This window comes from Bilifractor sp. LCP21S3_A7, from assembly GCF_052118825.1.
Taxonomy (GTDB): Bacteria; Bacillota; Clostridia; order Lachnospirales; family Lachnospiraceae; genus Bilifractor.
Map to the genome: position 1 here is coordinate 144675 of NZ_JBQKGL010000008.1, position 23422 is coordinate 168096.

A 23422-nucleotide genomic window follows, 5' to 3' on the forward strand; every position below is an offset into this window, starting at 1 on the left:
TACAGCATGTTCAGCGTATTAACTCTCCTCCATGCTTCAGCTTTTCTGCTTCCTTGCCCTTGCCGCAGCCAGAAGGATCTTCAGTTCGTCCACGCTGAAGGAATATTTCTTGCCGCAGAAGTGACAGGCAAGCTCTACCGGCTTTCCCTCGTCGATCATTTCCTGCAGGTCCTTCTCGCCGATGCTCAGCAACACCTTCGTCACACGCTCCCTGCTGCAGTTGCAGTAAAATTCCGCAGGCACGGTGTCCAGAAGCTCCAGATCCATATCCGCCAGGATGGTCTGAAGGATTTCCTCCGGCGAAAGGCCGTCCTCCAGAAGCTTCGTGACGGAATGGATCTTCTTCAGATTTTCCTCCAGACGGTTCACGGTTTCATCGGTGTATCCGGGCATGAGCTGAATGATAAATCCGCCGGCCTGCTCAACCGACTGATCGGTATTGACCAGAACGCCCAGCCCCACCGAGGACGGGACCTGTTCACTTGTCACAAAATAGCTGGTCAGATCCTCCGCGATCTCTCCGGACACAAGCTCCACCTGGCTGGAATAAGGCTCACCGAAAGCCTGATCACGCACAACTGTCAGGGTTCCTCTCCCGATCGCGTTTCCGACATCCAGTTTTCCCTTGTATTTCGGCGCATTCCAGACGTTCGGATTGTATACAAATCCCTTTACCCTCCCTCTGGCATCCGCGGTAACCGTCAGTCCCTGCATCGGACCATCTCCGCGGATCGTCATGGTCATCAGGTCATCCTCGCCTTTCAGCATAATGCCCATCATAGCGCCCGCCGTCATCAGTCTTCCGAGTGCCGCCGTGCATACCGGGCTGGTCTGATGAATCTCTCTGGCCTGCTCCACCAGGCTCCTCGTCGTCGCGGCAAAAGCACGTATCTGGCCGCCGCATGCTGTCGCTCTTACAATATAGTCCATATGATCCTTCTTCCACTCTGTCATATCGGTTATCTTTCCGTCCTTTTTTTCTGCTTTCGTATTCTCGCCTCCTGATCTCGCGGCGGCGCCTTCTGCTCTCCCAGCGATGTCTTCTGCACTCCCGGCGCTGCCTGCTGTCTTCCTGTCTTTCTCACTCGGCATTTCTATCACTCCTCTTTTCCTCTGCTTTTTTGCCGTTTTCTCTCGCGATGATACAGATCCTCCCGGACTTCTCATCCGGTGCGTGATCGGTAAACGCCTCCAAGGCCCCCTCATAGATCATGCCGGCCTCCCGGATCAGCTCCGCCACTCTTTCCAGAGGATAAGCTCTCTGAACATGAACCTCTTCATACCTGCGGAACAGATCCTCTCCCTCTTCCTCAGGGATAAACAACGTGAGAACATACTCATTGATCCGCTTCTCCGGGTCATAGCTGTTCTCCCAGATAAAGCTCCCGTTTTCCCGGTTCTCCGCAATCGTGGACTCCCCGATCCCCCGGTATTTCGCCTCTGTATTCATATCAAAAATAAAAACCCCGCCCGGATCCAGGTAATTATTCACCAGCCGGAAAACCTTCAGAAGATCTTCCTCGGTCAATATATAGTTCATACAGTCACAGACGCTCACAATCGCCCGCACGGTTCCGTACAGCTCGAACTCCCGCATATCCTGATTCAGGTACAGGATATCGTGGCCGGACTCATATTTTTTGTCCTGTGCCTGCTCCAGCATCTCCACGGAACTGTCGATCCCGATCATATCATATCCGGCATCCGCCAGCAGCTCCGTCATGCTTCCTGTTCCGCACCCCAGTTCACAGACCAGTCCGTCGGAAACCCCGTGCCGCTTCAGCAGCCCGATCAGATACCGGCTCCATGACGGATAGTCGATGTTGTCCATAAACATATCATATACCGACGCAAAGCTCTCATATGCACTCATCGTTCCATAACCTCCGTTTTGATCTCCCCGCACAACCGGCATATCACCTGTCAGAAAGTATACCACATGACATACCGGAAGCCAAAAAGCAAAACGATTTCTTCCGAATACTTCGCATTCGGCTGCGGCTCACTTTTCGCGTAAAAAAATCCCCGTATCTGTCACTGTCTCACGGCAATGACAGACACGGGGACTGCTTTCTTCACACCGGCCTGTTCCGATTTTCTCATCGCGGTTATTTGAACTGGTTGGTTTTCTCGTCGTAATAGTAGTTCACTTCAGCCAGTCTCTCCATGAGAAGTTTTCGATTCACATTTTCCGCCTCACAGAATTCATCAAGACTGGAATACTGATCACGCAGACGCATATTTACGAAGCTTAACAACATAGCAGGATCTCTTGGCATCATTATTATCATCCTCTCTTATTTGATGAACTGTTTTCTTTCATTATAAAATATCGCAGAAAGAATATCATCAGACCGGTTCGACAATCTTGCCTCAAAATCGCATCTTTTTTTGTACACATTGCAGATTCCTGTTTCATCAGAATCTGCCCTGTTTCGGCTGCACCTGCCTGCGGAACGGGATAAAACCCGGTTTTGTGATTTTATCCCGCTCTCTCATCGCCTGCGTAAATCATTCGTAAATCAGTCCACGACCTCGACCTGAGGCCGCACACTTGCCGCCAGCTTTCCGTCGGCGCCGACGTCGATCACAATGGTATCTCCCTCGTGAACGTCTCCGCCGAGAATCAGCTTCGCCGAAAGTGTCTCGACATTCTTCTGTACAAATCTCTTCAGCGGACGCGCACCGTAAACCGGATCGTAGCCGCCGTCCACAACGTATTTCTTCGCTGCGTCGGTAAGCTCTATCTTGAGCTGCTGATCCGCGAGTCTTCTGTTCAGATCCGCGATCTGCAGATCCACGATGTGGCCGATGTTGTCCTTTGTAAGCGGACGGAACATAATGATCTCATCCAGACGGTTCAGGAACTCCGGACGGAAGTGCGCCCTCAGATCCTTATGAACCATTTCCTGTGCCTTTTCGCTGATCTCGCCGTTCGGCTCAATGCCGTCCAGCAGATACTGCGAACCGATATTCGACGTCATGATCAGAATCGTATTCTTGAAGTCTACGGTCCTGCCCTGGGAATCCGTGATCCGGCCGTCATCCAGAACCTGAAGCAGCACATTGAAGACATCCGGATGCGCCTTTTCAATCTCATCGAAAAGCACAACCGAATAAGGTTTTCTCCGCACAGCCTCGGTCAGCTGACCGCCTTCCTCGTATCCGACATATCCCGGAGGAGCTCCGATCAGACGGGAGACGGAATATTTCTCCATATATTCGCTCATATCGATACGAACCATGTTGTTCTCGTCATCAAACAGCTTCTCCGCAAGCGTCTTCGCAAGCTCGGTCTTGCCGACACCGGTAGGTCCGAGGAACAGGAAGGATCCGATCGGCTTTGTGGGATCTTTGATCCCGGCTTTCGAACGGATAATTGCGTCCGAAACCTTCTCGACCGCCTCATCCTGACCCACGACTCTCTTGTGCAGCTCATCATCCAGATGAAGAATCTTCTCTCTTTCGCCCTGTGTCAGCTTGGCCACCGGAATTCCGGTCCAGCGGGACACGATTGTCGCGATCTCATCCTCATCAACCGCCTCATGCACCAGCTTCAGATCGTCGTTATTGATCTTGTTCTCTTCATCCTGAAGCTCCTTCTCCAGCTTCGGCAGCTCGCCGTACTGAAGCTCGGACATCCTCGCCAGATCGCCCTGACGCTCCGCAAGCTCCATCTGTTTATGAACCTCCGCGATCTGATCACGGATCTTCGCCGGACGGTTCACGGCATTCTTCTCATTCTCCCATTTGGCATTGAGAACCTTCAGCTTATCTTCATTCTCCGCCAGCTCCTTCTTAACGGTTTCCAGACGTTCCTTGCTCAGGGTATCCGTCTCCTTTTCCAGAGACATCTTGTCCAGACGAAGCTGCAGATTCCTGTGCTCCAGCTCATCAATTTCCTCAGGCTTGGAATCCTTCTCTGTCTTGATCTGGGCGCACGCCTCGTCGATCAGGTCAATCGCCTTGTCCGGAAGGAAACGGTCCGTGATATAACGGTTCGACAGCGTAGCCGCCGCGATCAGCGCATTATCCGTGATGCGCACGCCATGGTACGTCTGGTAATTCTCACGAAGACCACGAAGGATGGTGATTGTCTCATCCACTGTCGGCTCATCTACCATAACTCTCTGGAAACGACGCTCCAGGGCGGCATCCTTCTCGATATACTCCCTGTACTCATTCAGCGTTGTCGCGCCGATGCAGTGCAGCTCACCTCTGGCCAGAAGCGGCTTCAGCAGGTTGCCCGCATCCATGGATCCCTCCGTCTTTCCGGCTCCGACAATCAGATGCAGCTCATCGATAAAGAGGATAATCCTGCCCTCGCTCTTCTTCACCTCGTTCAGAACCGCCTTCAGTCTCTCCTCAAATTCACCGCGGTATTTCGCACCGGCCACGAGAGCACCCATGTCCAGTGAAAAGATCGTCTTGTCTTTCAGAGAATCCGGAACATCGCCCTTCACAATACGCTGCGCAAGTCCTTCCACGACTGCGGTTTTGCCGACACCGGGTTCACCGATCAGCACCGGGTTGTTCTTCGTCTTACGGGAAAGAATCCGGATTACATTCCGGATCTCATCGTCACGGCCGATGATGGGATCCAGCTTCTGATCTCTTGCCTTCTCCACCAGATCCTCGCCGTATTTTCTCAGACTGTCATAGGTCTCCTCCGGATTATCGGAGGTTACCTTCTGATTTCCTCTCACGCTCTGCAACGCCTGAAGAAAACGATCCACGGTAATACCGTTCTGGCGGAACAGTTCCTTCATCGAAGGACTCGGATGCCGGAGCATGGCAAGGAACAGATGCTCGACGGACACATACTCGTCTCCCATCTTCTTTGCTTCATTTTCCGCGTAATTCAAGGTGTAGTTCAGATACTGCCCGACATAAGGCTGTCCCCCCTGAACCTTGACTCTTTTATTTATAGCCGCTTCGACTTCATTCCGGAAAAGATTGGCATCAATGCCCATCTTCTCGATCATCTGAAGAATCAGGCTGTTCTCCTGATTCAGCAGCACATAGAGCAGATGCTCCTGTTCAATTTCCTGATTGCCGAAGTCCATCGCTGTCTTCTGCAGCGAATTCACGGCTTCCAGTGATTTCTGTGTAAATCTGTCAGCTTGCATACTCACACCTCCCTTGAAATGCAGTATTTAAGTCGGGAAAAAGGATTTTGATACCTCAGTATTATGTCACCTTTTCCTCTCACGAAGCTAATATAGCACCTGTTGTTAGCACTGTCAATAAGTGAGTGCTAATTTCTTTAAAAAAATTTTCCCCGGGTTTTGCTCCGGGGAATGCCTGCACGCGTGCGGAAGTGAAAGGCACACGGCAACCCGCGGCTTTCACAACTGACTCCGCCATCTGACGCATATCTATTTTTACACGGTTGCCTCTGCTGCCTCTCGTGCAGATATTTTTCATATGATCTCACGCATACTCGACCAGGCTCCACCCGGAATCCCTTCTGGTAAAGCCGTACTTTCTGTAAAGTGGATCCGCCGCGATTTCCCTGTCAGCTGTAATCTCCTCCGCTCCGTTCTCAAGGGAAGCGAGCACGAGAAGATCGAGCAGCCGGAACGGAATCTCCGTGTCCTGGTATTCCGGCTTTGTATACAGATTGGAGATATATGCCCGTTCCTTATTCTGATTGAACAACGGACGGCGATGATAGAAAATGACGTCCCCGAAGGCAGCTATCTCAGATCCATTGTAGACAATATACGCCACGTTCTGATTCTCGGAGAGATTTCTCCGGAAATAACTGTAGGCCTGCCGGCGGCGACGCATCATGGCCGAAGAATCCTCCGTTTTATCAGAATGATCCCGCGCTTCAAGTCGGGTGTCCACAAGAACGTCAATGTCTTTCATCGACGCACGCTTATACGTGATTTCCATGTTACGTCTCCTTTCCGGAAGATACGGCTGCTGTCACTGATCAGGCGGCTCCGCGCCCATACCTGTGCCCTCAAAATCAATTCCGGCTTTTATGAGCGCTTCGCGAGCCAGAATCCTGTCTGCATTTTCAAAGAGCTGATATGGAATGGCAGTTCTTTCTTCCTGTTATATTTTTATTCATTGCCGTCCAATATGGGCGGCAGTTCTGACAATATTGCCTTCCGTATACTTATATCCCGGTGCATTTTCATATTGTCTTCTATTTTTTGATTATATCGGGCGGATTTCGTTTGTCAATCGGACATATCCGGCCATCTGACCGAATCTGCCGCTTCAGCCTTCGTTTCAGCTTTCGTTTCAGCTTCTGTTGCAGCTGCCGCTTCAGCTTTCGTTTCAGCAGTTGTTTCGGCTTTCGTTCACGCCCTTCCGCTTATTCAAAAACTGCAGAATGATGGCTGCGAGCTTTTCGCTGTGTACAATGTAGCTTCCGTGGGATTCTCCGCGCAATATAAGCTTCGCGGCTCCCGGAATCTCTGCGACAATGTGATCGGTCTCGCTCTTCCGGATCAGATCATGCTCTCCCGCGACGATCAGCGTGTCCGCACGGATCTGCCGGAGCTCCTGATCACGGATATCCGGTTCTTTTATCATCAGTCGAATCAAAGGACTTCTTCCGAAAAAATGAAGAATCCGGGATCCGAGAAGAAACAGTCCGTGAAGTCCCTCCGGGCGCGTATTCGCGCCGCACGCAATCAGTGAAGAGATCCGCCTCGTCCTGCTCGCCGCGATCAGACCGATAATGCCGCCGTCGGAAAAGCCGACCACCACAACATTATGAAGATTCAGCTTCTCCAGAAACTGCACCAGATCCTCCGCCATGTCCCTGTAATGAAGCTCTCCGATCCAGTGACTCTTTCCGTGGCCCCGCGAATCCGGAAGATAGCAGGTAAATTTTTTCTCCAGAATCTTAACCGTCCGGTCAAAAATCGTATGATCCTCCCCGTTACCGTGGATCAGGATCATGGGACGCCCCTGCCCGGCCTCCTCATAGGATATATCAATGTTATTTACATGAAGCTTTTTCAATTCTGTCATCCCTGTGCTGCTCCTCCTTGTGCTCCACTTTCTTTCCACACTGCTCCTTCTTTCACTCTGCCTTCTCCTCGTGCTGTTCCTTCTTGCGGTCCACCTTCTCCCTGCGCTGTTCCTTCTTGCGGTCCACCTTCTCCTCGTGCTGCACCTTCCGCATCTCCAGAAATGCGTGCACGTAGTCGCTGAATCCCTGGGAATCCAGCACGGCAAAGGCCGCCTCTTCCATCCAGAAAGACATATGCTTCGGATAGCAGACGACATAGATATTCTTCCACTGCGGATTAAACTTATCCTTCGCGGCATGCAGAGGTTTGAAGCCGTAGATATAATTCATATTTTCATAGATATAATGCTCCGCCCTCTCAATCAGCCGCGGATGATCTCCGTCATTCGTGTTGAAAAAAGGGGCAACCCCGAGGCTTGCCTGTGACACACCCTCCGCCTTCAGGATCTCCATGATATCATGAAAGAGCAGCTCCATCACACCGTGCGGGCATCCCTCCCGCCTCCGCATGATATCCACAATCCATCCCTTTCCGCCGAGATATGGATTCAGCACGTTGATCCCCTGGATTGTTCCTTTCGCATCGGAAGCGTAAAAGTATCTCTTATCACAGGGGTGATCCAGCATCAGACTCCCGACCGCGAACTGAAGCCTCGCCGTATGTTTTTCCTCAAGCCAGGCATCGGTGATCTCATGGAACTGCCGCTCAATCTCCGCATCCCGCTTCTCCTGCGGCCTGTACTCCTGCACGCTGAGCCCGTAATTCACCGCCGTATGCCAGGAGGATCTTGCCTTGGCGCATTTCCCGCCCCGCATGGACCAGGACTGCACATCAAAGACCGCCTCTTCGCCGCTCTTAAAGCAGCCGAAGCCCTCCGCCTGATATTCCGCGACATGTGTTTCCTCCGTCATGAGAAACACCAGATGCTTTCTCTCCGCCGCCGCAAAGGAACGGAGCACCCGGAGCATTTCGGGGAAGTCCTCATCTGCGCAGACCGGATCACCGCAGACGACAATCGTGTTCCCTGATCTGGCAAAGCTGATCATTCCCTCCGGCTCCTCGGAGAAAAGCCACTCCTTGTCCGGCTCCAGAGAAAGATACGCCAGGGAATTCTCCGCATATCTCCTGAGATAGGACAATGCCCGATTCCATTCCTCCGTCGATGCAGATGCCGCTGATGCTGTCTTATACCTGTTCCTTGGTGATTCTATCCCATACATACTGATCATCCTCTTCTCTCCGCCTGCGATCCCTGTCAGAATTTCTGCCCGCAGTACCCGGTTTATTCCCACGACTCAAGTCTGGTGTTCGATTGTGCGATATCCGACATAAAGAATAACATGCTTATGCTGACTGTCAATTTCTTTTCATTGCCGAATCCGCATTTTCCTTTTCATTGCTGAATCCGCATTTCCTTTTCATTGCCGAATCCGCAGTTCCTTTTCTTTGCCGAATCCGCATTCCGCCTTTTCACGTCCCTTCTGATCCGCACAAAACCGCCGCGCAAAAACCGGCAGGACAAGACTTCCGGATATACCGTGAGCAAAAGATTCGCTGGTTTTATCTTTCATCTTGACATACTTCGTCTGTCGTAGTACATTTACCTTGTAAAGATACTACGACAGTCGTAATACGTCAGACAATGTATCTTCACCCCTCCGAACAATCCCCGGGATGCATGATATTTTTCCTGACAGAAGGGAGGTGCCGATGGGAATCAGCAGTGATGTCATCCGCGGCTACAACGACACGATCATCCTGTGTCTGCTTCTGGACGAGCCATCATACGGCTACGAAATCTCCAGAAAAATCCGCACGATAACCGCAGATGCCTACATTATCAAAGAAACCACCCTGTATTCCGCCTTTACCCGCATGGAGAAGAACAACTATATCGAATCCTATCCGGGTTTCGCGGACAACGGAAAACGCCGGACCTACTACCGGATCACAGAAACCGGTCGGAAATATTACAGGGAAAAGTGTGACGAATGGAAACTTACCAAGAATGTGATCGAACATTTTATAAGGGAGAATGAATCATGAATACTATTCGCAACTATCTCGAATCGATGTTTGCAAATCTTCCGAACACTCCCGAAGTCATCCGTGCCAAGTGCGAGCTCGGCCAGATGATGGAGGACAAATATACGGAACTGATCAATGATGGGAAATCAGATAATGAAGCCGTCGCCCAGGTTATTTCAGAGTTCGGCAATCTCGAAGAGTTGGCAGACGCGTTGGGAATCAGCCAGATTCTGAATGAACAGAATCAGGCGATGCAGAAGGCACGCCAGGTATCCGCTGAAGACGCGGAACGCTATCTCGACGACAGCTCCCATTACGCCCTGCTGCATGGACTTGCAACCTTTTTTGCCATTATCAGCCCCTGCGGTATCATTCTGACAGCCTCAGCGGGAACGGGTTCCCTCGCTCTCATGGCCGCCGGAATCTTCTTCCTGCTCGGTGCGATTGCCGCCTGTGTCACACTCCATGTATACAGCAGCCTTCGCATGGGCACATGGAGCTTTCTGAAAAACGAGCCCTGCACCATAGACTACGCAACAGCCGGAATGGTTAACGATCTCCGGCGCAGCACCCACGACAGCATTATTCTTCAGCGGACCATCGCCGTGCTGCTGTTCTGCACCTGCTACATCCCGCTTGTCTTTCTGGCTCTTCTGGACAAAAGAGCCATTGCTTCCGCCTCCGGCGTCATCATCCTGCTGTTCATGGTTGCTCTTGCCGTCCTTCTGCTCACCGTCAGCAGTTCAAGAGTCAGCAGCTGCAGCCGGCTTCTCGATCTGAGCGGCACCTTCACCGCTTCCGGATATTCCTCCGCCAAAAGCGGAAGAATCGAATTCAGAAATCCAGCCGTGCGGGCGATCATGTCTGTCTACTGGCCGACCATCACCTGCCTGTATCTGATCATCAGCTTCCTGACCTTCACCTGGGCCATCAGCTGGATCATCTGGCCGATCGCTGCCGTCATCCGCAATCTGCTGGAATCAATTTTCGGAACGAAAGGAGAATCACACGAATGAAAAAAAAGCGCAGCATCTATCTTGCACTGATTTCCGCCGCAACGGTGGCTGCCATCTGCTTCGGAACCTGGAAGCATGTAAGTCCGGGCCACCTGTCTCTCACCATGACCGGGGACAGCTTCTACTTCACCTACGTTCCGCCGAACCAGACCACCATTCGCAGAAATCTCGACGCCTTTGACAGCATTGATCTTAATCTCAGCAAGGCGGACATTGAGCTTCAGAACGGAAGCGGATATTCCATGGTCTACCGCGGGGTGAAAGAGGAATGCCCGTCTCTTTCTGTAAAAGACGGCGTTCTGACCGCGACAGAACCGGAATCAAAGGATTCGCGTTCCTCAGATGCTTCTCTGGTTCTCACCGTTCCGAAGGATCTTTCCAAATTTAAGGAGATCTCTCTCTCATCCGGGAACGGCGACATCACCATAGACACCGGACGCACACTGAACGTCGATTCCCTGACCCTCAACAGCAGCAACGGGGATCTGGAGCTCGACCGCTGCACAGGGAAAAGCCTTGCCGCGTCTTCCTCAAACGGCGATATTAATATGGAAGGAATCACTTTCGCCACCTCTACTCTGGAGACGGCGAATGGTGACATCGATGTCAATCTGGCCGACAATATACGGAATTATACCATATCCGCATACACCGATTCCGGTGAAACCTCGATCGGCGACAGCGACTACGATGCAGGTTCTATCAGCGTCGGCAGCGGCTCTCAGAAAATGAATGCACAGACGGACAACGGAGATATCGAAATCGAGAACGACTGAACCCCGCTTCTCTTCTCACCGCTCAGCCGGAGCTTTTCAGACAGGGATTTCATGGTACCATCGCCGGTCTGAAAATGGCATCCGGATGTTCTCCGCACAATGATCTGTCCGGCTGTAATTAACATCACTTCTGCATTTCAGAAACCATCCGGATGCTCTCCACGTCGTCCTCTGTCAGCCGCAGATTTGTCACCATTTCCTTCCCGTCGGGACGGGTCACCTTCACCTCAATGATCGTACCCGTCTCAATCGCCTGCTGTCCCACCGCACTCAGGAACATCTGGAACTTCGGATGCTGGCTCTGAAACAGCTGCAGTCTCTCTCTCAGTTTCATCAACATCATCGGATTCATTGCCATTTTTCATACCTTCTTTCTTTTTCTTATTCCGGTAAAAACATCACAATCATTGCCCGTATTCGCCGCAATGAAAGCATACCATCATCGCCCGGATTCACCACAATTAAACCATTCAGTCGCCGCCCGGATTCACCGCAATTAAAGCATTCAGTCGTCGCCCGGATTCGCCGTAATTAAACCATTATCTTCAGATTTCTCTGTACCCGGCCTCCAGCAGGGTATCCGCCTTTCGGATCTTCCGGTCCCAGGTGTAGATTCCGTTTACCTCATCTTCAACATCAGTCCACTGTGTGTATACATACGCGCAGAGTCCTTCTCCGCGGCAGGATTCCATCCGATCAATCAGAGCGTGGAAGGCCCTCAGATACTCCTCCCGGTCCTGATATCTGGTTCCGTAACCGTAGGCTCCCTCGCCCGCACTGTGATCCGGGATCCGGAAGGGAAGTCCTCCAAATTCAGACAGGACAAACGCTCTGTCTGCCTCCGGCTTCACATGAAACGTAAGGTAGTAATAGTGCACGCTTCGGAAATCTCCGCACCCCTGGTCAAACCATCCGCTCGCAGAATCAATCAGATGGTGCGGATCCGTCCTCCTGAGGAGGTCGGTGCACTCCTTTGTCTCAAACTGCCCCCATCCCTCATTGAAGATGGTCCAGGCAAAAATGCACGGATGCTCCTTCAGGATCTCCGCGGTCATAACAATCTCTCTCCGGAATTCCTGCCTGCCCGCTTCATTTTCCCGCGAGAGCAGTTTTTCCTTCTGATCACTGACGCGCACATTCATCCATGAAAGCAACGTGCCGCCTTCGGTCACGAACCAGTCCTTGTATGCTTCTCCTCCACTGACGATGTCCTGCCAGACCAGAAGGCCGAGACGATCACAGTGATAATACCACCGGTCCGGCTCGATCTTCGCATGTTTTCTGACGCAGTTAAAACCGAACCTTCGCATCTCTGTCAGATCAAAGATCATAGCCCGGTCTGACGGTGCTGTATATATGCCGTCAGGCCAGTACCCCTGGTCCAGAACGCCGCGAAGAAAAATTTCCCGGTTGTTCAGGTAAATCCTGGGGATTCCCCTTTCATCCTTCTCCAGTGAAATTCTCCGCATTGCGAAATAACTGGAGACCAGATCCTCACCCATCGTCACATCAAAAAAATACAGCCAGGGTTCCTCGCAGCTCCACAGATTCATCTTCGGGATTCTCACATTCATCCAGTGATTGGACATGCCCGCGACGATCACTCCCTGAAGAAGCGTATCCTCTTCAATCTCACAGGTCTCATCCTGCGCGATGATCGGCCGCCGGATTCTCACCCGCACCGGAAGGTCACTGTCCGATTCCACCAGAATGCTCACATATCCGTGTTCGATATCCGGGACTGTTTCAATGTTGTCAATGTGCTGACCTGGAATTTCCTCCATCCATACCGTCTGCCAGATGCCGCTGACCGCCGTATAGTACATTCCCCCGCGTCTCAGTCTCTGCTTCCCGCGGGCGTGAAAAGAGGTATCACTGAAATCCCTGACCTTTACGATCAGCTCATCCGCCCCGTCTCCCTCGGTGCTTCCGCTGCTGTACAGATCTCTGTCGCTCTCTGTCTGAAATACACCATCATCCTGAGTTTCTCGTCCCCTTCTTTCCCGAAACTCTTCTCCTGCTGTTTCCTGACGTTCCGTAAAACAGCCGTCTGTGTGATGATTTTTTTCCGATAAAACCGGCTTCAGATAGTCTGTGATATCCAGCCAGAACGGCAGGTATCCGCCCATATGCTTTGCGACGCTCTTTCCGTTTATCATCACCTCGCAGCACTGATCCACCGCTCCGAAATGCAGAATGATCCTGTGTCGGGGGTCTCGCCCCGAAAGCTCCGGCAGATATCTGTGATACCACAGCGTTTCATCCGGCATCAGCTGACGGGACACGCCGGAAAGTACGCTCTCCGGCGAAAAAGGAACCAGAATCCGGCTCACAAACTTCTCAACCTTCTCCTCTCCCCTCGTGATCGCATAATCCCAGTACCCGTTCAGATTCATATAACTCTTCCGCCTCAGAAGCTCCCTGGGATACTCCTCCAGCACATGATCCCTGTTCAGCGCCATCCCCCATGGCGTATATAACTGCTTCATATTACCCTTCTTCTCCCTTATTAACATCTCTTTTATATATTTTTAATCGACAATAAAATAATCGCACGTAAATACAAACATGCTAAACGCTTATCAATGCAAACGCTTACACGCCGGTATATTATACCAAAATCACCCTCTGTTTACCATCACCTGAATGCAGTTGATCCGATACCTGAGCATCCCCCGGTCCCCTTGCGCAGAGCCCTCCGGGTCAGCATCACCGGAATTCGGAATAAGCCTGACATAATCCCGGGGAAACGTCCTGCACGAAACCTGCATGAAAAAAGCCGCGTCAAATTCAAGGATGTCCAACCCCGGCTTTCCTGTACCTGCGTCTGTTTTTTCAGATAAAAGGCACGAACAACTTGCTGTTAATGAAATATTGTGGTTAACTTTCCTGAATAAGCACTAACATTTGTGAATTGTGCACATCCTCGCAGCAATACATTCTTGAAAAATTGTAAGTTATGCTCTGATTTTAATTCGTATTTCTCTATTTATTATCTGTTATGCACAATTAACACAGTTTTCATACACATACACATTAATATTTTGTATCAAAAACATTTACCGCACACTGTAAATATTGTATAATTGTATGAAAGCATCCTTCCGACTTACCAACACAGATGTACACTGCATATGAGATGGATGTTCACGAAATTTCCAAAGAAAGCGGGGTTCATTATATGAGTCAAAATAATATGCTGGCCATGATCCTGGCCGGCGGACGCGGAAGCCGTCTGAAAGATCTGACGAACAAAGTTGCCAAGCCTGCCGTTTCTTATGGCGGGAAATACCGCATTATTGATTTCCCTCTGAGTAACTGCGCCAACAGCGGCATCAATGTTGTCGGTGTCCTGACACAGTATGAGTCTGTGCTTCTGAACAGCTATGTGGCACAGGGCCGCCGCTGGGGTCTCGATTCCAACGGAAGCGGCGTATTCGTACTGCCGCCTCGTGAGAAGGCCGATGCGGATCTCGATGTCTACCGCGGAACAGCAGACGCCATCTCCCAGAACATCGATTTTATCGATTCCTATGATCCGGAATATCTTCTGATTCTCTCCGGCGACCACATCTACAAGATGAACTACGACAACATGCTTGCCTTCCACAAGGAGCACAACGCAGACGCCACCATTGCGGTCATCGGCGTACCGATGAAGGAGGCCAGCCGTTTCGGTATCATGAATACCGATGAAAACGGCAAAATTTTGGAGTTCGAAGAGAAGCCGGCGGCGCCCAAGAGCAATCTTGCATCGATGGGCATCTACATTTTCAACTGGAAGCTTCTCCGCAAGCTTCTGGTTGCGGACATGAAGAATCCGGACTCCAGCCACGACTTCGGAAAGGACATCATCCCCACTCTTCTCAATGACGGCAAGTCCCTGTGGGCGTACCAGTTCAAGGGCTACTGGAAGGATGTTGGGACCATCGACTCTCTTTGGGAGGCGAATATGGATCTGCTGGACGACAAGAGCGGTCTGAACCTGGAGGATCCCGCATGGAAAATCTACACGGAGGATGCCTCCGCACTCCCGCAGTATATCGGACCGAACGCGCAGATCAAAACCGCCTTCATCACACAGGGATGCAAGATTGATGGTTCTGTGACGCGTTCTGTTCTCTTCACCGGTTCTGTCGTGAAGCCCGGTGCGAAGGTCACAGATACGGTTCTGATGCCCGGCGCCGTCGTGGAAGAAGGTGCTGTTGTCACACGCGCCCTCGTAGCAAACAATGTCAAGATCGGCCCGAACGCCGTTGTCGGTGACGCCAACAGCGAAAGCATTGAGCTTGTCGCAAAGAATGTAAAGGGGGAGGAATAAATCATGGCAACCGCATTTGGAATTATTACTTCGTCCGCCAATCATATCAAAGTCGCGGGAATGCAGGACTATCGGCCTATGGGCGCGTTCTCCTTCGCCGGAAGATACCGTGTCATCGACTTTCCGATTTCCAATATGAGCAACAGCGGCATCGATAATATTCAGGTTTATGTAAGAGAGAATCCGCGTTCTCTGGCTGAGCATCTGGGCAATGAAGGCTCATTCAACATTAACTCCAAGAAGGGCCAGCTCCAGCTTCTGTTCTCTGACAACAGCACCGCCAATGATGTATATAATACAGATATTGCGGCATTTGCCGAGAACATGAACATCATTGCCAGGAAGGGACAGGAGTATGTCATTATCGCGCCGAGTTATATGGTGTATACACAGGACTACAATGAGCTCCTCGAGCAGCACGTTGCTTCCGGCGCAGACATTACTCTTCTGTATCACCATGTGAATAACGCGAAGGAATCCTATCTGCACTGCGACACCCTAGACCTCAACAAGCAGAAGGGCGTTCTTTCCATCGAGCGCAACACAGGAACCGCCAACGCGAAGAACATCTTCATGGACACCTACGTGATGAAGAAGGATCTGTTCATCTCTCTGATCCGGGAAGCCCAGAAGCTCTCCTCGATCTACACCCTGTCGCAATACATCAACTCTGAGGTAAATGATCTGGATGTAAGAGGTGTCGCTCACCGCGGATATTTCGCGACCGTTACCGATTTCAAAAGCTATTTTGAGGCGAATCTCGATCTGATTGATGTCGACAATGCCAACAGCCTCTTCCACGATAACTGGCCGATCTACACCGTTACCAGTGATGCCGCACCCACAAAGTATTACGAGCAGGCTGAGGTAAGAAACTCCCTTGTCTCCAACGGCTGCTCCATCAAAGGCCTTGTGGAAAACAGCGTGATCGGCCGTGGTGTAACCATCGAGGACGGTGCCGTCGTGAAGAACTGCGTCATCCTCGCATATTCCAGGATCGGCAAGGATGTACATATCGAGAATCAGGTTGTCGACAAATGGGCGCAGATCATCCACGCGAAGGAGATCATCGGAACTCCTGAAAAGCCCGGATACATTAAGCGCGACGACATCCTCTGACATGAGAGGCAGGCCGCGCAGCGCCTGACAAACGTCTTGAAACATGGGGCCGGCTGTGTCCGGCCGGCAAAACGTGCCCCACGGCATGGGGCATATCCTCGGTCTGGCAAGCACTCTCTGACATAGAAAGAGGGCTTTCACACGAATTTCATCGCGTGAAAGCCCTCTTTTTATTCTGTTCATTTCCCCGGTGAAGCCTCACCCGACTAAAGTCACGAGAATGCGGCGGTATCCTATTCAAATCTGGCTTCGGTCCGCCCGGTCTTACAGCCCGCTCAATCAAACACTGCCACGGCTCCAACCGGGCATATGTCTCTGCACTCTCCGCAGTGTCTGCAGTCCTCCTGACGGATCACCGCCATACTGCCCTTCAGATCAATACAGTGTTGCGGACACCTGGTGATGCACTTCCCGCATGCCATGCAGCTGCTCTGTATATAATATTCATTCTCCTCATCCATGATACGTCTCCGTCAGCCGCCCCGTCTCAATCCTCTTCAATTCCTCCAAGAAGCTTGTAGAGCAGCCGATACAGTTCCTTTGCCTCATCCGGCTCAAGATTCACACACTTTTCCATCTTTTTCGGAACCTGAACCGCCCTCTCCTGCAGATCTTCGCCGCGCTCCGTAATCTGCACCATAAGGTTGCGCTCATCATGGGTCGAGCGATGCCGGATGATATATCCCTTCTGCTCCAGTTTCTTCAGAAGCGGCGTCAATGTCCCGGAATCCAGAAACAGACATTTGCCAAGCTCCTTGACATTCGTCTGCTTCTTCTCCCAGAGAACCATCATGGTAATGTACTGGGTATATGTAAGATCCAGCTCATCGAGGATCGGTTTATATCTTCGCACAACCTCCTTCGAGGCTGCATATAACGGAAAACAAAGCTGATTTTCCAGCCGGATACAATCATATTTACTCATTCTCAAAAACTCCTTCAGCCGCAGCAATTAATTGCTTGCAATTAGATTATACCCGATATTACAATTCTGTCAACCTTGCATTTCCGGCCGTTCACAGCTGGTTTCCCGCTGGTCTCCCCCTCCGGTTACGCTCTCCTCGTTTCATCATCCTTGCCCCGGCCGTGCGCCTCATCGGCCGCCCACTGATGACTGCGAAATTCACGGGGAGAAGTGTGAAAATGTTCCATAAATACACGATTAAAGGTTCTCTGACTGCCGAACCCGACATCCATACAGATGTCCGTAATCGGCTCATCGGTCCGGTGAAGCAGTTCGGCGGCATATTCCAGCCGGACTTCATTCAGATACTGATTGAAATTCCGATGGAAGGTTCCGGAAAAAATTCTGGACAGCGCATATGGACTGATTCCGAGATCATGCGCCATCTGCGTCAGTGTGAGCGGCTCCCTGAACTTTCCGGTAATATACGAAACCATCCGGTAAATGATATCGTCGCTGCCTACCATGGACTTGTCAATCAGTGTAATACATGGCAAACATCTCGCCATGATCACGTTCACATATGCCTGCTGGAGAACCTCCCGGATCCTGTTTTCCGGAGAGCCTTCCGGCCGCCATTTATAATAAAGAGAGCTTCCCTGGTCCAGCTTGTACAGAGTATCCAGCGCATAACGGATATCCGGATGCACATTCTCCGCTGCAATAACCGGATATTCCGGTGATTTCTGCTGCATGACAGCCCCGAAAGCGTCTGCCATGGAAGGCGAAGCAAGAAGATAATATGCCATGCACTCAGAGCTGTCGAATACCTGATAATGATGAATCAGCTCCGGAAAGACAATGCCCAGATCACCTTCCTCCATGTGGTACAGCATATCTCCTACCCCGAGCTCCAGCGTACCCTTCATGACATATACAAACTCCAGCGATTTGTGAAGATGTGGAGAAGCATGAACGGACTGCCTCAGCTCAATCTGCAAATTATTCTTAGTCTCGGTATATAATGGAAGCATACATCCTCCTCCGCAAAAAATGTCTTCTTTTTTTAAAGTACCTGGCATGTATTATAACAAATACTGGTGTATTCTACAAACATAAATGAAACAAGGTTATTCGTAAGCGGTGATCCGGGGTTATTACAATCCCTGACGCAATGCTTCGCAGGAGTGTGTTGGATGATCAGATGTCCGGCACTGCACTGCATCTAACCGGCCAGCCACAGCCATTTACTATGGCTTTCATATAAATCCTTTCACTTTCATCAAAGGAAGTCCTGTATAGTATCCCCCTTTCAATTTCAACTATACAGGACTTCCGTTTTATTTACGCGAACAGTGAGCCGCAGCCGAATGCGAAGTATTCGTGTGCGGCGAGCGTCGCGATAGCGAGATAAAACTCGCGCAGCGTGTTTTATCTCGTTATTCTGTTTTATCTGTCTTGTTTTAGCTGCTCTGTCCTTCCTGCTCTGTCTTTTCTACTCTGTCTTTTCTATTCTGTCTTTTCTGTTCCGTTTTATTCTGCATTATCTCCAGGCATTACTTCCCGATCTCTGCTGTAGAACGGTACATCCTTCATCTGCTCCTCCTGGATAATTGTCAGGGTATGATAGAAATCCTCGATCTCTTTCTCGCTCATCTTGCCCTCAACCTTGTCCAGAACTCTGTCTACATACGAGCTGCTGACATTATAGTAATCGATGTACTTCTGCGTGACCTGAAGGTAATACTCCCTGTGATCCTGCCTGGACCTGATCTTCTGCAGATATCCCTTCCGTATCAGACTGTTCACCTTATAGGCGGCATTAGGCGACGAGATCTGGATAAAACTGGCGAATTCATTGATCGTCGGATTCTTCATGGCATAGATTACTTCCATGCAGAAGGTTTCCACCGTGGTGAGCGTTGCCTCACGGTTGTCAAAATTTCGGAACACCTCCCGGTAAAAGTGCAGCTTGAAGTTTGTATACACCTCTGTGAAAAGCTCCTTCGTCTTCCTTGCTTTTTCTTTTAGCTCATCTCCTGCAGAACTCATAAATACCTCCCCCGAACTGTGAAAAAAATAATAATCCCCCATACGATACATCGTGCCATACACTGTATAAGTCCCAGCGTCACTTCGTGCTCCGCACTCCCGCAATCCTTATAATAGTAGCACATCCGAAACATCTGCGCAATTTGTCCATATCGCCTTCGGATCTTTCACTCTGCGTTGTGAATGAAAATTGATTCTGCATCGTAAATGGAAAATCATTCTGCGTTCAGCGTTCTGATTTATTCTTTCGGGTCTGTAATTGCAAAAGAGAGTTCTGCCGTCACGGCAGTCTTGCCGTCTACAGTGGCGACTGCTTTTCCAAAGCCTATGGGGCCTTTTCTTCCAATTATCTCGCAATGCATCTCAATGACGTCTCCGGGTATGATCGGTCTCCGGAACCGTGCCTGTCTGACACCGCCGAAAAATACAAGTTTCCCTTTATTTTCTTCTTCCGTCAGCAATGCAACGGCACCGGTCTGCGCAAGAGCCTCAAGCACCAGAACACCCGGCATCACCGACTGTACCGGAAAATGTCCACAGAACTGCATCTCGTTCACCGAAACGCATTTGCGGCCGTCTGCATACTTACCTGGCTCACAAGCGGTGATCCGGTCCACCAGCAGAAATGGGTAACGATGGGGAAGTATTTTTTTTATTTCATCTGAATTAAACTGCATGGTTTTCTGCTCTTTTCTCTCACTTGAGTAAAGCTGCGTCTGTATCTGATTTTCACTCATTTCCATGGCATAATGCCATGACCGGGTTTTTTTCATTCCGATCCACGATGCCATGATTTTTCTCAGTGAAGCCTCACATGACTTAAGTCACGAGAATGCGGCGACATCATATTCAAACAAAGGTTTGTTTTAGCCGTTTTTTCTTTCATCGGAGCCGTCTTATGCTTTCCGAAATACAAGGGTGACGTTATGTCCGCCGAATCCGAAGGAGTTCGAAAGGGCATAGCCGATTTTCATCGGATAGCCATTTCCCGGAACAACATCCAGACTGCATTCCGGATCCGGAACTTTATAATTCACAGTAGGCGGAACAAAATCCTTCTGAACTGCTTCCACTGTGATCACTGCTTCAACCGCTGCGCTCGCGCCCAGAAGATGACCGGTCATGGATTTTGTGGAGCTTACCCGGACACGTTTCACATCGTCGCCGAAGATCCGGCGGATCGCCGCTGACTCGCAGGAATCATTCATCTTTGTGGATGTCCCGTGTGCATTGATATAATCTACCTCTGCAGGTGAGATACCCGCATCCTCCATTGCCAGACGCATACATTGCTCTGCTCCGGTCCCTTCCGGCGACGGCGCCGTAATGTGATAGGCATCGCAATTTGCTCCATAGCCCGCAATCTCTGCGTAGATCTGAGCTCCGCGTTTTCTGGCATGCTCATATTCCTCGAGAATCAGTGCACCGGCTCCCTCGCCCATGACGAATCCGCTTCTTTCTGCGTCGAACGGAATTGATGCGCGCGCCGGATCGACAGCTGTCGTAAGTGCCTTCAGGGACGTGAAGCCTCCCATGCACAGAGGCGTGATTGCCGCTTCGGCTCCTCCGGCTACCATGACATCGCCGTATCCATCACGGATATGGCGAAAGGATTCTCCGATCGCATTTGCCGCGCTGGCACATGCGGTTACGACAGAGGTACACATACCATGCAGTCCGTATTCGATTGCGATATGACCGGCCGCCATATTTGCAATTGACATCGGTATGAAATAAGGCGATACACGGTCATAGCCCTTCTCCATGCCGCGAACCTTTTCGTTCTCGATCGTTCCGATGCCCCCGATGCCGCTCGACATGATGACGCCCCATCTGTCTCTCGGCTCATCGAGCCCGAGAAGACCGGAATCGGTCATCGCCTGCTTCGCCGCCACCATGGCGAACTGCGTGTAGCGGTCCATCTTCCGTGCCTCCCGCTTATCCACATAGTCATCCAGTCTGAGATCCTTTACCTCGCCGGCAAGCTTCACCTTCTGCTCTGCAGGATCATAGAGCGTGATCGGTCCGATCCCGCATCTGCCTGCCTTTACACTGCTCCAGACCTCTTCCTTGTCATTTCCGATCGGGCATACAATTCCGAGCCCGGTAATCACTACTCTTCGTCTCATGTGTTTCTCCAATCTGTCCATTTCTCAGAATCTATTCTGCCGTCCACTCCGGTATCTTCTTCTGCCATCTGCGCCGGCAGCTTTATATTCTGCCGTCCACTCCGGTATCTTGTACTGCTGACCTCTCCGGCCTCTTCTTCTGCCATCTGTGCCGGAATCTTATATTCCGCCGTTCCTGCTTCAGCATCCCATTCCGCCGTCTGCGCCGAGCACCTGACCAGTGATATAGGAGGCTTCCTCCGATGCCAGAAATGCGACCGCCGCGGCAACCTCTTCCGCCTTTCCTGCGCGTCCCATCGGTATCCCCGCAAGCATGGCCTCCTTTGCGGCATCTGAAAGAGCTTCCGTCATCTCCGTATCGATCATTCCGGGAGCAACGGCATTCACCGTTATATTCCGCCCGGCAAGTTCCTTCGCCAGGGATTTTGTCATCCCGATAATCCCCGCCTTGCTGGCCGCGTAATTGACCTGTCCCGGATTCCCGTGAATTCCCACGATACTCGATATACTGACAATCCTTCCGTATTTCTGCCGCAGCATAATCCTCGACGCCTTCTTCATACAGTAGAAGGCTCCATACAGATTCACGTGAATGACTCTGTCGAAGTCCTCCTCCTTCATCATCAGCAGCAGGCTGTCCTTTGTGATTCCGGCATTGTTCACCAGAATATCAATTCTTCCGGTCAGCTTCTGCGCCTCCCGAAACATCCGGTCACAATCCACGCTGTCGGATATATCCGCCTGCACCAGAAGCGTCTGAACTCCGCATTCCCGGCAGAGTCTTTCCGTTTCCTTCGCTGCCGCCTCATTATGAGAATAATTGATCACGACATGAATTCCCTTTTCAGCAAGCGCTCTGCAGACCGCTCTGCCGATTCCGCCGCTGCCTCCGGTTACTATTGCTGTCTGATTTTCTGAATTCATAGATATAATCCTTTCGTTTGCTGCAGGCGGAAACCCACTGCCTTTTGGTTGTTGGTAGTTGACAACCTTCTGCATAGTAGTCTTCGCGCTCTCACAGAGACGCAACATTCTTCTCTGTTAAACCGCCTTGTAAACGATGCAATGCCGCCGCGCTCTCACAGGGCCGCCACATCCTCCGCCGTATCAAGTGAGACGGTTTCCATTCCTTTTACCGTCCGGCTGACAAATCCGGCAAGTACATGTCCGGGACCGATCTCAATGATTTTCTCGACGCCGGCATCCTTCAGCCACTCGATCGTCTGCGCCATCCTCACACTCGACATCACCTGTTTCTCAAGCAGAGCAGCAATCGTCTTTCCATCAGCCTCCGTGTACGCAGACAAGTTCAGGGAGGTATCATCGATCCGTCTTCCTCTCGCGTCCGACGGGCCTCCCAGCGTGTTGAAAAGAACCGGAATGCTCATTTTTCCGAACGCTGTCCTGCCGAACAGTTCATGAAGCTCCTGGGAAGCGGGAGCCATCAGCGATGTATGAAAGGCAGAGCTGACCTTCAGCTCCATGCATCTTCTCGCGCCCTCTTCCTTTGCAATCTCCTCCGCCCGGGTCACAGCTTCTGCAAAACCGGAGATTACATTCTGTCCTTTTGCGTTGTAGTTGGATACTTCCACAATACTCCCGGTCTCTTTTGCAGCTTTCTGCGCGATCTCCGCCGTCTTTTCAGCAGGAAGTCCCAGAATGGCGCACATTTTTGTATCCAGTCCCTCTCCTGCTCTCGACATCGCCTGCCCGCGGAATGCCGTAATCCGGATCAGCTCCTTGGTGGAAAAAACGCCCGCCGCATGCAGCGCGCTGTATTCGCCAAGGCTGAGTCCTGCCACATAATCCGGACGGATTCCACGTTCGGTAAGAACCGCTGTCATTCCCGCGGCAAAGGCAGCCAGACATGGCTGGGTGTAAGCAGTCCGCGAGAGCTCCTCCTCCGGCCCCTCAAACATCATTCTCTTCAGATCAAAATTCAGCACCGCGTCCGCCTTGTCCACTTCTTCGGCAAATGCCGGATATGCCTCATACAAATCCCTGCCCATACCGGCATGCTGGCTTCCCTGACCGGCATACAAAAATGCTGTTTTCATGACTGACTCCCTTTCTCTTATT

General features: G+C 51.1%; 23 protein-coding genes. 5 read left to right on the plus strand and 18 right to left on the minus strand.

All coding sequences use genetic code 11. From position 1 onward, the window contains the following. Positions 1–36 precede the first annotated feature (36 nt). The 7 genes from hslO to ACTQ1O_RS09125 form a co-directional block, all read right to left on the minus strand. A complete protein-coding gene (gene hslO, locus ACTQ1O_RS09095) occupies positions 37–930 on the minus strand; it encodes an Hsp33 family molecular chaperone HslO (protein WP_441487033.1) in 894 nt (297 codons plus the stop codon). A gap of 151 nt (positions 931–1081) precedes the next feature. Next, the gene (locus tag ACTQ1O_RS09100; protein ID WP_441487008.1) at positions 1082–1873 is read right to left on the minus strand and encodes a class I SAM-dependent DNA methyltransferase; all 792 of its coding nucleotides are present in this window, start codon (positions 1871–1873) and stop codon (positions 1082–1084) included. A gap of 235 nt (positions 1874–2108) precedes the next feature. Further along, positions 2109–2282 carry a DUF4250 domain-containing protein gene (locus ACTQ1O_RS09105; RefSeq protein ID WP_441099687.1) on the minus strand — a complete coding sequence of 58 codons (174 nt, stop codon included), beginning with the start codon at positions 2280–2282 and terminating at the stop codon, positions 2109–2111. A 240-nt stretch (positions 2283–2522) separates the two neighbouring features. Continuing rightward, positions 2523–5129, minus strand: a complete 2607-nt coding sequence (gene clpB / locus ACTQ1O_RS09110; protein ID WP_441474268.1) for an ATP-dependent chaperone ClpB — start codon at positions 5127–5129, stop codon at positions 2523–2525. Positions 5130–5433: 304 nt separating this feature from the next. Further along, a complete protein-coding gene (locus ACTQ1O_RS09115) occupies positions 5434–5901 on the minus strand; it encodes a GNAT family N-acetyltransferase (protein ID WP_441487009.1) in 468 nt (155 codons plus the stop codon). Positions 5902–6294: 393 nt separating this feature from the next. Next, complete coding sequence (locus tag ACTQ1O_RS09120) at positions 6295–6996, minus strand: alpha/beta fold hydrolase (protein WP_441487010.1); 702 nt, start codon at positions 6994–6996, stop codon at positions 6295–6297. 52 nt (positions 6997–7048) lie between these two features. Then, a complete protein-coding gene (locus ACTQ1O_RS09125) occupies positions 7049–8218 on the minus strand; it encodes a bifunctional lysylphosphatidylglycerol flippase/synthetase MprF (protein ID WP_441487011.1) in 1170 nt (389 codons plus the stop codon). A gap of 490 nt (positions 8219–8708) precedes the next feature. On the opposite strand from ACTQ1O_RS09125, the gene ACTQ1O_RS09130 reads away from it, so the two are divergent. Genes ACTQ1O_RS09130 through ACTQ1O_RS09140 form a run of 3 tightly spaced genes read left to right on the plus strand, consistent with a single transcriptional unit; the run spans position 8709 to position 10818 of the window. Next, positions 8709–9044, plus strand: coding sequence for a PadR family transcriptional regulator (locus ACTQ1O_RS09130; protein WP_441487012.1), 336 nt, complete (start codon positions 8709–8711; stop codon positions 9042–9044). Beyond that, on the plus strand, positions 9041–10042 hold the full coding sequence (locus tag ACTQ1O_RS09135; RefSeq protein ID WP_441487013.1) for a permease prefix domain 1-containing protein: 1002 nt from the start codon (positions 9041–9043) through the stop codon (positions 10040–10042). The genes ACTQ1O_RS09130 and ACTQ1O_RS09135 overlap by 4 nt, the downstream gene beginning before the upstream one ends. Further along, complete coding sequence (locus ACTQ1O_RS09140; RefSeq protein WP_441487014.1) at positions 10039–10818, plus strand: DUF4097 family beta strand repeat-containing protein; 780 nt, start codon at positions 10039–10041, stop codon at positions 10816–10818. Before ACTQ1O_RS09135 ends, ACTQ1O_RS09140 begins: the two co-directional genes overlap by 4 nt. A 124-nt stretch (positions 10819–10942) precedes the next feature. On the opposite strand, the gene ACTQ1O_RS09145 is transcribed toward ACTQ1O_RS09140, so the two are convergent. Next, a complete protein-coding gene (locus ACTQ1O_RS09145) occupies positions 10943–11176 on the minus strand; it encodes a hypothetical protein (RefSeq protein WP_441487015.1) in 234 nt (77 codons plus the stop codon). Between the two features lie 187 nt (positions 11177–11363). Further along, positions 11364–13307: a glycoside hydrolase family 2 protein gene (locus ACTQ1O_RS09150; RefSeq protein WP_441487016.1), complete on the minus strand. Its 1944-nt coding sequence runs from the start codon at positions 13305–13307 to the stop codon at positions 11364–11366. A 692-nt stretch (positions 13308–13999) separates the two neighbouring features. On the opposite strand from ACTQ1O_RS09150, the gene ACTQ1O_RS09155 reads away from it, so the two are divergent. Together ACTQ1O_RS09155 and glgD are read left to right on the plus strand one after the other, a co-directional pair. Next, the gene (locus tag ACTQ1O_RS09155; protein WP_441487017.1) at positions 14000–15139 is read left to right on the plus strand and encodes a glucose-1-phosphate adenylyltransferase; all 1140 of its coding nucleotides are present in this window, start codon (positions 14000–14002) and stop codon (positions 15137–15139) included. Positions 15140–15142: 3 nt separating this feature from the next. Further along, positions 15143–16258, plus strand: coding sequence for a glucose-1-phosphate adenylyltransferase subunit GlgD (glgD, locus tag ACTQ1O_RS09160; protein ID WP_441487018.1), 1116 nt, complete (start codon positions 15143–15145; stop codon positions 16256–16258). A 275-nt stretch (positions 16259–16533) separates the two neighbouring features. On the opposite strand, the gene ACTQ1O_RS09165 is transcribed toward glgD, so the two are convergent. The 9 genes from ACTQ1O_RS09165 to ACTQ1O_RS09205 form a co-directional block, all read right to left on the minus strand. Beyond that, the gene (locus ACTQ1O_RS09165) at positions 16534–16719 is read right to left on the minus strand and encodes a 4Fe-4S binding protein (RefSeq protein WP_441099675.1); all 186 of its coding nucleotides are present in this window, start codon (positions 16717–16719) and stop codon (positions 16534–16536) included. A 26-nt stretch (positions 16720–16745) separates the two neighbouring features. Next, positions 16746–17183: a MarR family winged helix-turn-helix transcriptional regulator gene (locus tag ACTQ1O_RS09170; RefSeq protein WP_441487019.1), complete on the minus strand. Its 438-nt coding sequence runs from the start codon at positions 17181–17183 to the stop codon at positions 16746–16748. A gap of 125 nt (positions 17184–17308) precedes the next feature. Next, on the minus strand, positions 17309–18196 hold the full coding sequence (locus ACTQ1O_RS09175; RefSeq protein WP_441487020.1) for an AraC family transcriptional regulator: 888 nt from the start codon (positions 18194–18196) through the stop codon (positions 17309–17311). A 499-nt stretch (positions 18197–18695) separates the two neighbouring features. After that, positions 18696–19214, minus strand: coding sequence for a MarR family winged helix-turn-helix transcriptional regulator (locus ACTQ1O_RS09180; RefSeq protein ID WP_441487021.1), 519 nt, complete (start codon positions 19212–19214; stop codon positions 18696–18698). 239 nt (positions 19215–19453) lie between these two features. Next, positions 19454–19891, minus strand: a complete 438-nt coding sequence (gene fabZ, locus ACTQ1O_RS09185; protein ID WP_441487034.1) for a 3-hydroxyacyl-ACP dehydratase FabZ — start codon at positions 19889–19891, stop codon at positions 19454–19456. 219 nt (positions 19892–20110) lie between these two features. Further along, positions 20111–21343 carry a beta-ketoacyl-ACP synthase II gene (fabF, locus tag ACTQ1O_RS09190; RefSeq protein WP_441487022.1) on the minus strand — a complete coding sequence of 411 codons (1233 nt, stop codon included), beginning with the start codon at positions 21341–21343 and terminating at the stop codon, positions 20111–20113. Next, a complete protein-coding gene (locus tag ACTQ1O_RS09195) occupies positions 21340–21489 on the minus strand; it encodes a hypothetical protein (protein WP_441487023.1) in 150 nt (49 codons plus the stop codon). Before ACTQ1O_RS09195 ends, fabF begins: the two co-directional genes overlap by 4 nt. A gap of 34 nt (positions 21490–21523) precedes the next feature. Further along, on the minus strand, positions 21524–22267 hold the full coding sequence (gene fabG, locus ACTQ1O_RS09200; RefSeq protein WP_441487024.1) for a 3-oxoacyl-[acyl-carrier-protein] reductase: 744 nt from the start codon (positions 22265–22267) through the stop codon (positions 21524–21526). Between the two features lie 155 nt (positions 22268–22422). Next, complete coding sequence (locus ACTQ1O_RS09205) at positions 22423–23400, minus strand: ACP S-malonyltransferase (protein ID WP_441487025.1); 978 nt, start codon at positions 23398–23400, stop codon at positions 22423–22425. Between the last annotated feature and the right edge of the window lie 22 nt (positions 23401–23422).